A 17,699-nucleotide genomic window follows, 5' to 3' on the forward strand; every position below is an offset into this window, starting at 1 on the left:
CCTAAAAATCAAAGGATGATCTTTGTTTATTCCTCTTTATTACCTTCCGCGCCTTCTTAACCAGATGAATAACAAAATCATAGCAAACATAGCAGGTATAAGAAGTCTATAAAGAAACTCATACATACCTATTTCATCTTTTTCCAAAAGCATATTATCATCTAGGTTTAAAGGACGACGCACATTTACAGGGCTTTCCTCATGGGTTAACCAATAAAACATACGGCTGATAAAATCATAATTTCCGGATACAATACCAGTTCTACGAATTGAGATTTCACCATTAGCAAAGCAATCCGCATCTCCTAAAATCAATATACGTTGTTCTTTACCCTCTACATTTCTAGCCAAAGTTAACCCAGTTACTAAGGCACCTCCTAATTCGCCTTCTACAGGGTTATACATTGGAAAATCATCAATAAAATCTGTCACGTCTAATTCATTCCAACTTCCATGAAACTTACCTCTATCTGCAGGTTTAGCTTCACGTCCTTTTAACATTTCCAGCATACGTTTTTGATCTTCAGATAATCCGGCAGGTTCTTCGGGCTCAACATAATCACCTCTTAAGCTTTCCACTTCAGAAGCGCTAGGTAAGTTACCTATAACATCAGAAACCAATTCTTGCGTATAAACAAAACCCGACTTTTCATGACCCAACTTTTCATCATAAGAAAGCGACAAAGCTCCAGGCATAGTCACAACTCTCTTGTTGGGTGAACCATTGGGGGGAGCAGATGTTACAAAATCCATGGTATATCCTTTGTTAAATTCAACAACCTGACCTGGATTAAATTTAACATCAAACTGTTGAACCAAGGGATTCATCACCGCTTGACGTTTTATATCTGCTGCAATGACTAAATTACCACCCCTATCGATATACTCGTTTAAATGCATCATTTCCATATCCGAAAAATGCTCTTTAGATTCTGCAACTATTAATATATCTATATAAGACGGAACTGTTTTCTGCAAATTCAAGGATGTAAAATCAATACCATTGTTCAGCATACTCTCTCTGAATTGCTTATCCTTAACAACTGTAAAATACCCTCTGGTTCCCATATTATCTATATCCCTTTCACCATGACCATTCACAAAACCAACCATAGGAAGAGTTTCTACTAACCCTTTTAGTGCAGCTGTAATTTGTGCTTCGGAAGGATTCCTAGTCATATCATCATACCAATGTAAAAAGGCAATTTTACCATCTTCTGTTTCAATTTTTCTTACACAGCGATTTAACTCAGCTTGGAGATTAATTTCGTCTTTAAATGCGGATGCAGGTTTAATTTTATCCACATCCATATTATAGACATTACAATATTTCTCCAATATTTGCTGCTCAGTCTTACCAGAATTTGCTCTAATAAATCTCTGGTAATCTTTTTCGTACATGGGTGTTGCATAGTAATATTTATACTCCAACTCAATATTAGGATAGAATCGGTAATATTTTTCAAAAAATGCTTGATCCCTTTTTTGGCTTCTAGGCGAAACACTCCGGAAATTAAGACCATAAATATTAGCATAGGTTGTAATTTTAATCTTCCCCTCAAACTTTGACATTACTTCCTGGCTTGACTTAGTTAAAGTGTTCAGATTATTACGAGTGGAATCATAATATTTCATCATGGAAGGGACTGTAGAAACGTAGCCCAATAAAGCAACCACCAAAAATGCCGATACATATCTACCTATTGATATATATCGAGAACTCTTTTCTCTGATTCCTTTTAAACGGAAAATAGAAAATGTAATAAACAGTCCAGATACAAAAACAAAGTACAATACATCTTCAGTACAAATCAGTCCATCAATAAAGGTTCTTGATCTGCCATTTAGAGATAGCCAATATGTAATGTCACGAATAAAATCCACATCCTGCCATAAATTTCCAATTTTCCCCAAAGAAAAAAGCAAGAAAATGGTACCAATGGCAGCTACAATTTGGTAAGAAGTAATAGACGATACAAATAAACCTATTGCCGAGTAAGCACACATAAGCAGAAACAAGCCTAACACACCTGTAATAACCTGTCCGAAGTCAAAAAAATCGATACCAGCAAATCCTAGCAGACCGGCAAGTAAAACAACAATGGACATGGCAAAACTAAATACAACAGCCGCTAAATATTTACCTAATACAATTTGTTTGTTCGATATGGGTGATGAATACAATAATTTAATGGACCCAGAACTAAACTCCTTACTCATTAAGCCCATCGTTACTAATGGAAGAAAAATAAACAACCACTCTTGTATTCCACTAAAGTAACCACGTCCTCCCCCATATAATTGAGCAGTAACCGGACTTTGACCATATCCAAGTGAAAAACGATGTACCCAACTACTCATTTGGTCCACAATCTCAAAGCCTGATTGAACAGAGAAAATGATCAAGACCAACCATGCGATTGGTGAAAAGAACATCTTCTGAAGTTCCATTTTTGCTATTACTAATATTTCTTTCATATGCTTAATTTTATCTTTCAATGGACATATGGAACTCGCCAGAATTTAATCATTCCACAGTATGTGAAATAATTCACTTGACTCGTTTCATATAATTATTCCTTTTTATTTAGACAGTGCCGAGAAAACATCGTTTAATGAATTTTTCTCTAAATTAATTTCCTCTAAGCGCCAATCCTGTTTAACACTCTCCTTAACAATTCGCTCGGCAGCACCATTCAGGTTGTCAAATCTGAATCTATAATCAGGACCTCCCAGTTCTTCAACACTTTCAACGCCATCAATTTTCATAAGCACATCCACTGATGGCATTTCAAGCAACCTAACTTTGATAGAATTGGGAGCCAAATAGTTATCAAACTCTTCTGTTTTACCAGAGAAAACCAATTTTCCACTCTCAATCATTAAAATATAATCACAAATAGCCTGAACCTCTGTAAGCATATGTGTTGACAATAGTACAGCACATTCTTTCGCTATTTCTTTAATTAATCCACGGATTCCTATAATTTGATTCGGGTCCAATCCATTGGTAGGTTCATCTAACACAATTAATGCAGGCTTATGAATAATTGCTTGTGCAATTCCCACGCGTTGTTGATATCCACCTGAAAGATTTTTAATTAAACGTTTTCTAAAATGGGTGATGGAACATATATCCATTACCTCCTCCACTGCAGTTTTTAAATCCTTGGATCCAATTTTTCTTAGCTGCGCACAGTTGGTTAAATACTCCTCTACTGTAGTATCCAGATATAAAGGTGGTTTTTGTGGCAAAAAACCAATTAATTTCTTTGCCGAAATAGGATCTCGTGACATATCTATTCCTTTGATATAAATATTACCCTGAGATTGCCTTAACACCCCACTCATAATATTCATTGTAGTCGATTTACCAGCACCATTGGAGCCCAAAAGACCATATATCCCATTTTGTGGAATCTCAAAACTTACATCTTTTACTGCCCACTGTATGCTGTAACGGTGTGATAAGTTTTCGACTCTGACTAATGCATTATTCATTCTTCGAAAAATTTAATTGATTTTTATATCCGGATAATGTATTAGAACTTCGTCATGAGAATTAAAAGGGCCATCCATCAAGAACCTGTTTAAATGAGACATAGCACCGCTATGGAAAATAAAAACAAGTTAGCTGGCGACTTGCTTGGCAACAGTTTTAATTCGCAATAAATTTTCTAATACATTATTCGGGTTTAATTCCTTCTTGCCCAAAACAACAAGCTACATAACAACTCATGCTATTTCTTCTAAGATCTTAAAATCGGGTTTGTCGATTATATCTTTATTTGACTCCAATATTTAACGAGTTAAATAAATCGATTATTTCCGGATTCGAAGGACGTGGTGCATGCTGAGTTACAATTACACCTTCTGGGTCCAATAATATAAAACGAGGAATTGATCTAATTATATAATCTTGTACAAATTGAGAATTAAAGGAACTATCTGCAAGCACTTGAATACCACCCAGTTTTTTATCTACAATCATTTTTTTCCATTTATCATGATCTTTAGAATCATCAACCGAAATACTCAAAAAACGAATATTCTTGCCGCGATAGGCTTTTTCTAACTTCTTTAAATGCGGCAATTCAGCAACACAAGGTCCACACCATGTGGCCCAAACATCTATAAAAACATATTTCCCTTTTAGGTCATCCAACGAAAGCGTTCCTCCTGCATTGTTCTCATAATCAACAAACTTTGGTGACTGGCGACCTTGATTTAGTTCAATTAATCTATTGTAAATTTTGGTAATCTTAGCATTATTTTCTTCGTTTGTAGAAGCAGCCATAAATATTTTGTAAAATTCCTCAAATTTTCCTGTATTATAAATGGTACTTTCCGCTCCAGAGATAATCAGTTCGTTCTTTATGGTTTGATTTGGAATGGTTGAATAGATGGTAACCTTTATAAGACCGTAATCAATGGAGTCTTTTTTAATTAATTGATTGATTTTTTTATTATAAAAACGATTAACTATTTCTTTATAGGCACCCGAAAAGTAAAAATCAACCTCATTATTCAGATCTACATCATTTAATCCTACCAACAAACTTTTAGAAGGTTTATAGTCTCGCTTTTGAGCCCATTGCCTATGATAACCACCGGCGTAACGTGATAATTCATTTAAATACTCATAATTTAGATTGCGTTTTTCTAAAGCTATAAAGGCAGGAGCCATTCCTTGGGCTGCATCTAATTGGGCATTTAAGGTATTACATAGTCCCTTAAATTTATTTTCAAAATCAGCTTCTTCCAACTTATAAACATCCATGCCTTTACCTTTTAGTTCCGCTATCATTTTATTCTTAGCTAAAAGATAGTTTGTGGCTTCAGCCCCTATACCTGAAACATCTAGGGAATTAAGAAAATCCTTGGCATCTGCTGTAATGTTAATAGCACTCCCATTGTCTAAATATACACTCATCTTATTTTTACCTGCAGTTAGCAAATATAATCCAGGATTCGCATTGATTGTATCGGCGAAATTACCATTTGAATCAATCGAAATTTTCTTGCTAAACGACTTATCCGCTTTTATTAACCATACCTCTTTATTATCAATATTGTCAATTTTACCAGTAAATAGGGCATACTTCGGAGTTTCTTTGATGCAGGCCACCAGATTTAAAACCAATACTAAACTAAATAATACTTTCTTCATACGTTTAAATTTATTTTTAAGGCCATATAAATTAATCATACCCCTGTTGAAAGAAGCTATTTCCATGGCTCGTTCCATATACTCTAATTAATGTTTATATGGGTGTTTTATATTGGCAACAGCTCTTGATGAACTTTAAGATATTGATTGATTCAAACCCGTGTCATTCAGGAATGATCGGTCTAGATCATTTATGAATAGAGCAGGCTAGCATTTCATATAATCTACCCAAGCTATATATGCCTATAGCTTAAGTAGATTATCTAAAAAATTCAATTAGTCATCTAATTTATGTTCTATTTCAACAACTTTAGAATCAATTTCGTAGGTTTCTAAAATAACGCCGCCATCAAGCATGTCGCGTATTTCAATTTTTGATCCTGCACCATTATCATATACAACAGCTAAAATACCACCTTCCTTATGTACCTCTAGTTTTTTAACATCCCCAGTTAATACAAGATAATCTTGATTAATAACATCAGACACCCTATTGTAGCGATGAAGTTTATTTCCCTGAGAAAAATAGGTAAAATCATACACGTTATCATTAGCATATTGCGAATTATCATCCACTAAACCAGGTGCAAGCTCTATGTTTGCGTAAGATTCAAAACCATTATACCAAGATGACATAAACCTTTGCAGGTAGTAAGTTCCCGAATCATCCTTAAGAACAGATATAACCTGGTAAGTAGAACGTACCTGCTCCATATACATACAATCCATATTTAAGTTTCCTGGATCAAAAAGATCATTATCTGGATCAATCATCACCGTAGGTATTAACTTATAATAATCCATATAATAGCCATTCATTGCATTTACCACATATCGTTTATTTTTTTCATCAAAATACACAACATGCGCAGCCGACGCAGCAAATTTATCAGTTATATAATAATCACCCTCTGCAGGAAATTCCCACCATCCATCTTCAAGATACCTACCTGGTTTAGCATACAATTTTCCACCTGCTAACATAGGCCAACCGTAGCTATCCGTCCTATCATTAATTCCAGATGCTGTAAATGGGAATTCCAGACTGTTTGTTGAATTGAACCGATCTGTGATATATGTATCCAGTTTCATAGAAATTCCATCGAAATAGGCACCACCTTCACTCGTACAAATAAACATTTGGTTCCATCCAAGATAAGTATTCCAGTTAAAGCCAATATTAATAGGGGTTCCAGTTAGACTTACCTTGGCTACATTCTCAAAAACATCTACAACATGATCCTCCGTAATTTCAGAAATAAAGTCAAATTCGGCTAAACCATCTTTTTCTTTTAGGATGGCCCACCCCTGACTAAATGGAGTCACAACATATAATTCAATGGGTTTATTATATCTAACATCATGTTTTGTGTCATAAACAGAATAGACTAAATTTTGCAAACCGGGAGATAACGAAGTAAGCATATTCAAATCTTTATCTGTACTTATCGTATCTGCCACCCAAGCACCTGAACCTAAAGCTGGTATATACCAGGCATAAGAACGATCTTCTTCTGGAATATCAGTAATAATATCTCCATAAATAACCACATTACTACCAATAATTGCATTTTGTTCTGTTGGTAGGTTCGAAAAATCAACTCCATTCAATTCAATGTAATCGTAATCACCATCATCTTTTATACAGGATACCATAACGGATCCTATTAATAAACTATATATAATTCTATTTACAATTTTCATTTTGTTCATTTTTAGTTAAGTGTATTTACAACTAAATCCCCATTCTCATCATATATTGGAGCATCCGGATGACTCTCTAACCACTTTCCAAAGCCGTACATTATAGCAAATACAGTTGCATCATTATACTGCCATTCGCCCACATAAGTATTAAACCTACTTATATGTTCTCCAATTGGATTGGTACCATCCATTACATCGTTGTACTCCATCCACAACAAACATTTGGTTACCGTAAATTCCCCAATATAAGGATAAGTACCACTAACGCCTGCGTACTTAGTCCAGGGATACCACCAATCAGGTTGAGCTAAAAAGTCACTAAATCGCAAGGTATACACCTGGCTAAAAGACGAAGTAAAATTATCATTTGAAGTGATTTTTAATCCTACAGTGTATTCTGTATCTTTCATATCCGGAGTTCTCAATATATTAACGATTAGGTTTCCTCCCGGAGATTGATTAGTAATCAGCTGTATATCTGGGTCAATAACAAAATGTGTACCTTCTACAGCCGTTGTCAGAGTATCAACAATTTCAACCGAAAATACTCGGTCCTTATCAGACATTTCACCTGACACCAATACGGGAATCTCAATAATCTTCTCCTCTGTTGATTCATCCTCAAATAAGAAGGTAAAATATTTTGAAGGATATTCACCTTCCGCATTCACTTCGTCTTCATAATAAACATAATCAACACCTCGATATTTGGTCACTTCGTCTTTTGAACAGGAAAGAACAAATACCCAAAAGATAAGTATTATAGATATATTTTTAGTTTTCATATTATTTTATTTAAATGATATTTTTTGATCATTTCTCTAGCCAAATATTAATTAGGAATATTACCAAATTCCAACTCATTATCAGGCAATGGAAAAATATAGTTTTCTGGAGTTACTGTACGTGTCCATTTTGTTCCCATGGTAGGTATATTTAGCAGTTGTAGTCTTTTATACATATAAAATGTTTGTCCCTCCAAGTAGGTTTCCTTACGAAACTCCTTAACAATAGCACCTAATACATCGCCAGTAATATCACTCAACTCCACGTCTCTTCTTTCCTTGATTGTGTTAACATACCCAATGGCTTTATCAACATCTGACTCAATGGTGGCTTCTGCAGCAATTAACATCAACTCTGTTATTCTAATTAAAGGCACAGTTCTATGTTGCATAAAAGTAACCCACCCCAAATCACTAAAATACTTCTGAATGGGTACATCTTGGTCATACTTTATAGATACCGATCTTTGACCTAACTGGTTAGTTTTCATTAAATTTAGATATCTCCAGTCATTTCCACCCAGTCCCGGCGTAGGATCCTGATACCATACAGCAGGAGCCACCAATTTTTCGAATACAATATCTGCATAGTTATCGCTTGATGTTGCCGTATGATATTGATACTCATATTCACCAAAGTTTGACGAATAATAATCATCTAAATTAGATACATTCAATGCTGCTACCAGCTCATTAACGAACAGTAAATCCTTTTGGTCATCACTACCATTTAAACGTTCAGGAGATACCCATTCCCAATCAAACTCATTAATTACTTTTTCGGCATACAGCAATGCATTTGGCTTATCATTCATTGTGATATAGACTCTTGCTTTGAGTGCCAAAACAGCATAATAATTCATGTGGTACATGCGTTCATTCGGATCAAATAAAATACCAGCATAACTACCAACTATTGGGTCTACTTCTTCAAGTAAAACCTGGGCAGCATCAAGGTCTTCTAAAATTTTCTCATAAACACCGGCAATAGGAAGATGAGGATACCTCGCCCTCTCATATTTTGTTACATAAGGAATTTGCGGATCTTCATTGGTACCATCTACATAAGCATCACCAAACATTCTTAATAAATCAAAATGAATAAATGCCCTAATAGCAAATGCTTCAGCTTTCATCAATTTTAAATCATCTTGATGAAATAATTCAGCCTTGGCATCAATATTATCCAATATTAAATTATCATTGGCCACAGTTTTATAGAGGTTACTCCAAATAGAGCTAATAGTGGACCTGGCAGCTGATGATTCATAATTAAAATCTGCTATTGGAAAATATGTTGCTGAACCAATATGACTTTGTGCAGCTTGTTCCAATGCGCCATACATTAATTGATGGCCATACAAACTTTGACCTGCCATTGAAAGATAAACTCCATTGAGCATTTCTTTAAAACCATCTGCTGATGTTACCTGAACTTTCAGGTCAATATCTGTTGCAGGTGATACATCCAGCCAGTCGCTACAGGCAAAAAATGATTGGCTTATTACGATTATTAAAACAAATATTTTATTTTTCATCTTTCTTAAGTTTAAAAGTTAGCACGTAATCCCATAGAGAAAGAACGAGCATAAGGATACGAAGTACCACGCTCCATCTTAACAGTTGACCAATTAAAAACGTCACTCATATTAAACGAAAGACGCATTGATTCCATACCCAATTTTGTGTAGAATCTTTCTGGCAGGTAATAATTTATATTCATCGAGCTTAAATTAATATAGCTATAGTCCTGAACAAAACGATCACTAGCGGGGGTATAACTCATATTACCCCAGTTAAGTACATTACTTTTAAACCTTACTACATCACCAGGTTCCATCCAGGTTTCTTCCAATACCCTTCTATCCACATTGTAATACTTATTTGAGTTTTCAACTTTATCAACCAAAGTATAGTTATATTGCTGAGCACCCATGCTATACGAAAAGGTAAAGCTCATTTCCAAGGGACCATAAGCTACATTTGTTCCAAAGTTTCCTCTAAGTGTAGCTTCTGTATCCCCTACGATTACTTTATCCTCGGCATTCCAAGTAAAAGTTGGCTCTCCATCCTTGGTAAGGAAAATTTCTTTACCTGTCATAGGATCAATACCTAATGATCTAACCGCATAAATTGCTGTATTGGATTCACCCTCCTCAAACCTTACATAAAAATCATGAGATGTTTCATTAATATAAGAAGTTGACGAACCATTATTCTCTTCGTATTCCTGTAATTCAGCATCGGTTAATCCGGCTTGATCACTCAATTCATTATATGATTTTAAAGCATTACCTATCCCAAGAATTTTTGATTTATTCTGATAACCAGACAAGTACACATTCCATTTAATTTTATCTCTGTTCATCAATTTAGCACGAAGCGCAAACTCAAAACCTTTATTTTCCATCTCTCCAAGATTTTCTTTAAATGAATTGAATCCGATTGAAGGTGGAGTTGTGACATCCATAATCATATCACTGGTATTCTTATTGTAGTAGTTAAAAGATCCAGATATTATATTGGAAAAGAAACCAAAATCAGCTCCTAGATCCAGGGTGCTGGTGGTTTGCCAAGTAAGATTCTCATTACCCAAAGCAGCCAGGTAAGTACCTAATCCTCCTAGATACCTAGTACTTTTATAGTACTGTAATACATCTTTAGCCTGATATGCAGAAAAGTTTACTGAGCCTGTTTCTCCATACGTTCCTTTAATTTTAAACAAACTAATAAAACTATTGCCTTTTAAAAAGTTCTCATGATGAATGTTCCAACCTAAACCGGCACTATAAAAACCAGCCGTTTTATCATTTGAACCAAATTGAGATGATCCGTCCAGTCGATAAGTAAAATCCGCAAGAAATCTTCGATCATACGAATAGTTAACACTAGCCAATCCGCCAATTAAACGAACCGTTTGTTCAGATGCATCAGGAACTTCTCCTGTTGCATAACTACTTGCAAATGCAGGATTGTCAAAGTTGCTAGCTGCAAACCCAACTGCCTTAAAACCGAGTAATTCTGATGATGAACTAGAAATATTATATCCTAAAGATGCATTAATGAAATGGCCATTCATTTCTTTCATATAATTAAATATCGCATTTCCATAATAAGACTCTGTACTTACGTCATCAAAGGCATAAGATCCTCTTTTTTCAGGATCACTTACGCTCCAATAAAGATAGGATTCAGGAGAATTAAATTGATGGCTTTTACTATTTTGAAACGTATAGGAAAGATTCGCTTTTAGTTTTAAAGCTGATGTCATTCTCCATTCCAATGAAAAGTTATTGTTTATATTCGTATATTCTGACTCGTCGGAGTTACCAACTCCTGCCTCATACACAGGATTATATTGAGGAAAGTAAGTCGTTGAACCCGTATCGTATATCGGAATAGCATAACGCTCTATTGGCTGTCCATTTGCATAATTTATGGGTAAAAAAGAAGGCATTTTTGCATAATAATCAAATGAACCATAGGGTGAGTTTTCTGCATTATTTTTATCAACTGATAATCTATTTCTAAAAATAAGTTGATCATTTATATTATAATTTAGTGTTAATGCAATACCACTATTTTTACGCCCCGATTCTTTCATTACTCCAGGCTTATCGCTATAATTCACATCCAACATATACCTCATATACTTATCTCCACCCATCAAATTCAAAGAGTGTTTTTGCCCCACAGCATTGCGTACAGGTTGAGCAAGCCAGTCGGTATTCACACCTTGAGCTACATATTTCTCAATGGCAGTAACCTTGTGTACTCCAGTATTCTCGGCCTCCATTAAATAATCATATAGTCCTAGATCTTTTTGTAGCCCAAATAATTCTTCGGCATTTAATATATCATAGGATCCAAGATCAGGAAAGCTAAAGTCTGTATTTAAATTATAACTCACTTGTAATTTTCCTGCTTCAGGTTGTTTGGTGGTAATTACAATCACCCCATTGGCAGCTCTTGATCCGTACATTGCTGTTGCGGCAGCATCCTTTAAAATAGTAACTGACTCGATTCTGTTCATATCCATATCAATTACTTTTGTAAGGGTAGTTTCAAAATCATCCATAATAAATACAGGTTGATTAGGATCTGCGCTTAAACTTGTTCTATCAATGGATGTATTAGGTACACTCAAAATAGCATCACCTCGTAAACTAATCTCAGGTAAAACATTGGGATTAGAACCAAACACATTGTTATCTAATATATTCAAAGATGGATCTAATAAAGTCAAGCTTTTAATTACATTATCAGAACCCATAGAAATCAATTCTTCGGCTTTAACAATAGTAGCTGTACCCGTAAAGCTTGACTTACTTATTTGCACAATACCCGTTACAACAACCTCATCAATCTCATCATCAGAATATTGTAGCTGAACATCAATAATTGTTTGAGAGCCCACTGTAAGTTCAATGGTTTTAAAACCCACAAAGCTGATTCTTAAAACAGAACTTGAATCAGCAACAAGAATAGTGTAATTGCCATCACTATCCGTTATGACGCCTCTTCTGGATTTCAAGTCAATGATGGTAGCACCCGGTAATGGAAGACCTTCCTTATCTATAATGCGACCTTTAACAGCGATCTTTTTATCATACCTCTGATCCCCAAGAGCTTCCTTTTTTTCCATTTGAGGTTTTAAAACAATGACCAATTCGTCAATTTCAAAATCGACCCCTAACTTAGGCAACACCTCGCCAAGTAATACATCTAATGGCATATTTTGAGCATTTACAGAAACTTTTTCCGTAATATCAATTTCTGACTCGCTATATAAAAAGCCAAATCCTGTTTGCTCTTCAATGGATTTTAACATTTCATATAGCGAGCCATTTTGCAAGCTCATACTTACCAACTTCAAGTCTAACGAACTGGCCTGAATCTGCACGTTTATAAATGCTAAAAAAAGAAATAAATTTCCCATGATTAAAATTTCTTTTGATTTAGCATAGTAATAAACAAGAAAGCGTTTGCCTAATTTTCTTCTCATAATTAAAATTTATTAATTCTACATTTAAAAAAACTGTTTCTTGAATGATACAGCACATTACCTATTTCTATTTCACATTTTTCACTATCAAAACATTTTCTGTATATTCAAACTTCACACTATTGGTCTTTTCCATAAGCTTTAAAAAGGTTTCGCAATTTTTAAAACGCGGCAAGATTCCTGAAAAAGTATATTGCTCTGCTGCGGTATTTTCATAAAAAACTTCCACATTATACCAGCGACTCAATTTTTTAAGAATTTGACCTAAAGGTTCAGCACGAAATATATATTTACCCTTCGTCCAGGATGTATAGACATCCGTATCGACTGTTTGAATGACTAATTCTTGACTACCATTTTTGCTAATCAATGCTTGCTGCGAGGGCTCCAAAACGGCAGATTGCTTTAAACCACTTATTTGTTCAATGGCAAATACTTTCCCCTCAACTAAAGTAACATGAGCAAAATCATCGTCGGAATAGGCTGATACATTAAATTTCGTACCTAATACCTGTATATCAAGCCCAGCTGCATGCACAACAAATGGGTGTATACTATCTTTTGCTATTTCAAAATAAGCTTCTCCTTGTACAAAAACGCAGCGTTCCTTTTCGTTAAAAACAGAAGGATATTTGATTTCGGTATCTGAATTTAACCACACTTTTGTTCCATCTGAAAGAGTAAGAAAATACTCACCTCCCCTCGGTATTCTAATGGTATGAAATTCTATGCTCTTAGGATTGCTTAAATCCTTTTTGTATTTAATTCCTCCAGAATTAATTTCAACCGCAACACTATTATGGGTAGTGTTAAGAATAGTATCCCTTTCGCCAAGCTCGATGATCTTATCTCCGTAGATTAACTGGGCTTTGGGCGCTCCTGGTTTTATTTGCGCAATAGGATTATTTATCTCGCCCTGAATATATCCATACAAGTTCCATCCTCCATAGACCGCAGCTATAGGTATTAAAATAGCAGCTGCATACTTCATCACTGCTTTAAAAGAAAAGATGGACCTTGTTTTTGGGAGACCAATTTTATCTTGAATATTTTTCCAGATAAGCTCCTTATCCAGTAAACTAATTTTTGCGTCTCTTAAGTCCCTATCCTTTCTATTTCGAATATCTTCAAAAAGAATTTGATTGGCAGGATCTTCCTTAAGCCATTTTTCAAATTTTTTGTTTTCTTCGATGGTCAAATCATTAGCAAGTTTGCCAAAAATAAGCTTGCTAATATTTATATACGTTTTCATTGAATCTAAAACTTTATGTGTTTCACTTTCTTATAAAAAACGCTCAAGTGAAAAACGGGTGACATAAATCAGTATGTTTTACCTAAAAAAATGCAAAGAATTCTTTTTAGGTATTAAAAAAATTGGCAACGGGAGTGATCAAAGGGTGTTATTAACAAATTCATTTATTTACATATAGTACCCACAAACAATAAAATAAACACACTCCAGTTTAAAAAGGAGCGAATATTCATTTGTGCCTGTTCGGCAGCCAACAAATAGACAATATTGATGAAAATGTTACTTTACTAATAAAAATGAAAATGAAATAAGGTTATAGAAAATACAACAAGCGTACAAAATATTTACTTAAGCAATATGTCTGATAATATTAACAATACATAAACGTGATTTTTCAATTTTTCACGCAAAAGCTTATAGGCACGAAGTTTAAGTGTTTTAACGGTATTAATTGAAACACCTAGTGTTTCAGCGATATCTACATTTTTTGCACCCAACATGCTTAATTCTACGATATTTTTTGTTTGGGGAGGCAGATCTGTAAGGGCCGCCTTAATCATTGAAATAGTTTCTTCTTCTATAATTATATTTTTAAAATAATTCCTTTCATTTTGCTCAATATAGGCGAGATGTTTGGCGTGCACCTTTTGAGAGCGAAGATAATTAAGCCCCGAATTTTTTATAACAGTGTACATAAAAGCTTTTACTCCATCCAAATTTTCAAACTCATTTCGCTTATTCCAGTATGTTAAAAATGCTTCTTGCACAATATCACTAGCTTCATCCTTATCTTTTACCAATTGAATGGAAAAAAAGGCCAATGAAGGGAAAAAGCTGTCATAAAAATCCTTAAATGCTTTAGTACTACCTCCCGCTATAAGCTTTATTTTTTTATCGATGGAATACATTGTTAATTATTAGATACAAATGTAGCTATTTTTATATGTACACTACTATTAATTAATGTATATTTTGCACCTTTACTATTAAATTAAATTAAATTAGGAGCTATTACATTCAATTTAATAGCTACAATGTTTTGTTTGTAATAAATTAATAATGACAAAGACAAAAAAAACGAACCCAACTTAGTTGAATTCGGTAAAATGTAGAGAATATTAAAAAACAAACTGACTCGTACTTAACTACAGGACAAAGTGAAAAATCATAAGTATTACAGTACTTGTAATTGCCTTATTTTCCACTCAAAGACCCTCATCTAATAAATATTTAACGATGGCGCCATTGACCGATTTTATTTATACTTTTTAATAAGATCCTGAATGACCTCAGACGTTAGTTCAAAGCCTTCTAGCTGTGGTAATCCTTCCCAACGAACAATACCCTTGGGGTCGATTAGGATACAGTGAGGAATTCCTCTTACCTCTAACAAGCCCATAACCCTTTTTTTTGTATCAATAGCACTATAGTACTCTATTGCAGGACCTACATACCTTCCGACTTTTTCTTTAGATTCATCAGTAATTCCTATTACAACTAAATCGTCCTTAAACTCATTTTGAAATGAATTCAACTCGGGTATGCCTTTTTTGCATGGAGCACACCAAGTGGCCCAAAAATCAACAAGAACAAATTTACCTTGTAAATCAGGCTTTTCCGAAAGCCACTCCTCTACAATGAGTTCTGGTGCCTTTTGATGAATAAATGACTTTGCCCATATCTTTTTTTTCTGGTTACACGAGCCTAAACTTAATAGTATAAGTAAAAAAAATAGTGTATTTTTCATTTTATAGCGAGTTATTAGTTACGTATTAATCTTTAAACTTTAATTCAAACATATTTCACTCTTAGTCAACCTATTACATAATCACATTAGATTTATTCTAAGAGTTTATAATCGTATAAAAGACCTAAATTCGGAATCCTACACTCATATAATACAACCCAAAACCAACAATGGGTGACAAAAAAGAAAAAAAAGTATTTCAAGGCACAAAGTGAACTAACGAGACATAGGTACATGCAGTATCGTAAGCGCAACACCTGTGAACTACAAACTTACAAACTATCCATACGATTAAGGATGCAAATTTATACAACCTTAATAATATCTTTCAAATCAATAAATAGAAATAAAATAACGCTTATCGTACAAGGTTTCTTTATGAGATTTTAACAAAGACATCATCGATAGACAAAAAACGCTCCAATCCGGATGTCGATTGGAGCATTGGAATTCTCTAAGTTTTACTGGAATCTTTTATGTACCAACCTGATTCCTGGTAATCCTTATACAACCCCTTAAAATGTTGTTAATGTCATTCTCATTTTTTGCCATCAAAGAAACGGCTCTAGCATGAAGGTCGCAATATGTGAAAGACCGAAGACTTACAGTGTATATCTATCTAATTCAAATTCACGGTTCTCTATGATGTAGAGAACCCTCCCGTACGTTCAATGTCGTTAAGTTAAGGTCATATCCCTTTAGATGTTAAACCTTTATGTCTTCGCCTGATTGATGTATCAGGTCTTTTAAATGACCTTCCGGGTCTTATTATTTCTAATCTTTTTGAGAGTATCTCAATTAATTTAGTTATAAAAACCTTGGGGGTACTTGAATATATGATATCTAAAAAGAAATCTTTTAGTTTAGCTAATGATTGTGTTTTGTTTGCTTGCTGCTTATATTTTCTATTTTTTGTTGACTTTATATTGCTATTTATAGCTTGTGTTCTTATCATCGAAGATAGATTTAGCATAAAAACCTTTGCATAAAAATCCTGTTTTATTGCAATAGTTGTTTTTCCAGTAAATTGCTCTAAATGAAGTGATTTTTTGAAAGATTTAAATCCTTCTTCAACGGACCATCTCATATGGTAAAGTTGCTTAAGGTCATTTAATGTGAAATTTTTTCTATTTGTTAAATTTGTTAGCAAAACTTCCTTTTCTCCTGATGATAATTCAATGCAAACCAAGCGAAGTCCTTTAATCTCCAAGGGAATATCATATTCCCTAATTTTACTTAAATCTCTATTAGAGCGTCTTTTTAATGTAAAATCAATATCACTATTATTACTTTTAACTAATTCAACAGCATCTTTCCAAGCCGTACTTAACCGAAAACAGAATTTATAATTTTCCTTCATTAATAATCCAATGAGCCAATGACTTGGATAACCTCTATCAAATACTAAAATGTCAGATTGAGAGCTAAGAATTTCTAGGTGTTTTACAGCAAGATCTAGTTCACTTCCTTTTCGTTTTATTATTTGGGCATCTAGCACTAATTCATTGCAAACATCATATGCAAATGATCCTAATGCTCCAATGATAGTTTCATCATGTTGATTTCTACTATAGCCAAAGTCGTTTTTAAGTTCCTCTGATGCTGGCAAATTAATCTTCGTCCCATCAATAGCGACAACTCGCTTTTGTTTCCAGTCCTTTTTATAAGGTGCATTCTCATTAAAATATTCCAGGTTAGACTTGTTTAACTCAATAAAAGCTTCAGGTTTTAACTTTCTTCTTGATTGGGTAAATGCACTTTTTGAGATTGTTTGAAATGAATCAGGAGATTTTGAAAGAGCTTTAAAAAACCGATCTAATTCTGTTTGAACACTTGGACGGCTAAAACACATTAGGGATATTAATAAATCTTTAAAAGACAACTTTCGATTACGAGTAAAGTCTTCTTCCGAACATTTACTTCTATTGATAAAACCTTCATTATCAATAGTTTTTAGAGAGTGAGAAAAAAGCCCTTCTACAAAAAGAGCTCCTCTGCTTTTCTTTTCCTTATTACACTTCTAATATACTTAA

The 17,699-nt window shown here is 34.1% G+C and carries 11 protein-coding genes; all 11 read right to left on the bottom strand.

The genetic code is table 11. The features are described from left to right. Nucleotides 1-39 precede the first annotated feature (39 nt). On the bottom strand, nucleotides 40-2,478 hold the full coding sequence (locus tag CYTFE_RS0108250) for a Gldg family protein (RefSeq protein WP_027471424.1): 2,439 nt from the start codon (nucleotides 2,476-2,478) through the stop codon (nucleotides 40-42). Between the two features lie 105 nt (nucleotides 2,479-2,583). Then, the gene (locus CYTFE_RS0108255) at nucleotides 2,584-3,501 is read right to left on the bottom strand and encodes an ABC transporter ATP-binding protein (RefSeq protein WP_027471425.1); all 918 of its coding nucleotides are present in this window, start codon (nucleotides 3,499-3,501) and stop codon (nucleotides 2,584-2,586) included. Between the two features lie 283 nt (nucleotides 3,502-3,784). Then, nucleotides 3,785-5,170: a TlpA family protein disulfide reductase gene (locus tag CYTFE_RS0108260; RefSeq protein WP_027471426.1), complete on the bottom strand. Its 1,386-nt coding sequence runs from the start codon at nucleotides 5,168-5,170 to the stop codon at nucleotides 3,785-3,787. A 276-nt stretch (nucleotides 5,171-5,446) separates the two neighbouring features. Continuing rightward, a complete protein-coding gene (locus CYTFE_RS0108265) occupies nucleotides 5,447-6,874 on the bottom strand; it encodes a PKD-like family lipoprotein (RefSeq protein ID WP_161636316.1) in 1,428 nt (475 codons plus the stop codon). 11 nt (nucleotides 6,875-6,885) lie between these two features. Beyond that, entirely contained in the window at nucleotides 6,886-7,662 is a 777-nt protein-coding gene (locus CYTFE_RS0108270; protein WP_027471428.1) for a DUF4843 domain-containing protein, read from the bottom strand. Nucleotides 7,663-7,709: 47 nt separating this feature from the next. Beyond that, entirely contained in the window at nucleotides 7,710-9,200 is a 1,491-nt protein-coding gene (locus tag CYTFE_RS0108275) for a RagB/SusD family nutrient uptake outer membrane protein (protein ID WP_027471429.1), read from the bottom strand. Between the two features lie 11 nt (nucleotides 9,201-9,211). Next, nucleotides 9,212-12,667 carry a SusC/RagA family TonB-linked outer membrane protein gene (locus CYTFE_RS25630; RefSeq protein WP_044214120.1) on the bottom strand — a complete coding sequence of 1,152 codons (3,456 nt, stop codon included), beginning with the start codon at nucleotides 12,665-12,667 and terminating at the stop codon, nucleotides 9,212-9,214. Between the two features lie 67 nt (nucleotides 12,668-12,734). Further along, the gene (locus CYTFE_RS28575) at nucleotides 12,735-13,919 is read right to left on the bottom strand and encodes a FecR family protein (RefSeq protein ID WP_052343087.1); all 1,185 of its coding nucleotides are present in this window, start codon (nucleotides 13,917-13,919) and stop codon (nucleotides 12,735-12,737) included. A 344-nt stretch (nucleotides 13,920-14,263) separates the two neighbouring features. Beyond that, nucleotides 14,264-14,827, bottom strand: coding sequence for an RNA polymerase sigma-70 factor (locus CYTFE_RS0108290; protein ID WP_027471430.1), 564 nt, complete (start codon nucleotides 14,825-14,827; stop codon nucleotides 14,264-14,266). A 347-nt stretch (nucleotides 14,828-15,174) separates the two neighbouring features. Beyond that, a complete protein-coding gene (locus tag CYTFE_RS0108295) occupies nucleotides 15,175-15,666 on the bottom strand; it encodes a TlpA family protein disulfide reductase (protein WP_027471431.1) in 492 nt (163 codons plus the stop codon). Nucleotides 15,667-16,354: 688 nt separating this feature from the next. Next, entirely contained in the window at nucleotides 16,355-17,614 is a 1,260-nt protein-coding gene (locus tag CYTFE_RS0108300; protein WP_154665636.1) for an IS4 family transposase, read from the bottom strand. Nucleotides 17,615-17,699 lie beyond the last annotated feature (85 nt).

The sequence above is a fragment of the Saccharicrinis fermentans DSM 9555 = JCM 21142 genome, assembly GCF_000517085.1.
GTDB classification, from domain to species: Bacteria; Bacteroidota; Bacteroidia; order Bacteroidales; family Marinilabiliaceae; genus Saccharicrinis; species Saccharicrinis fermentans.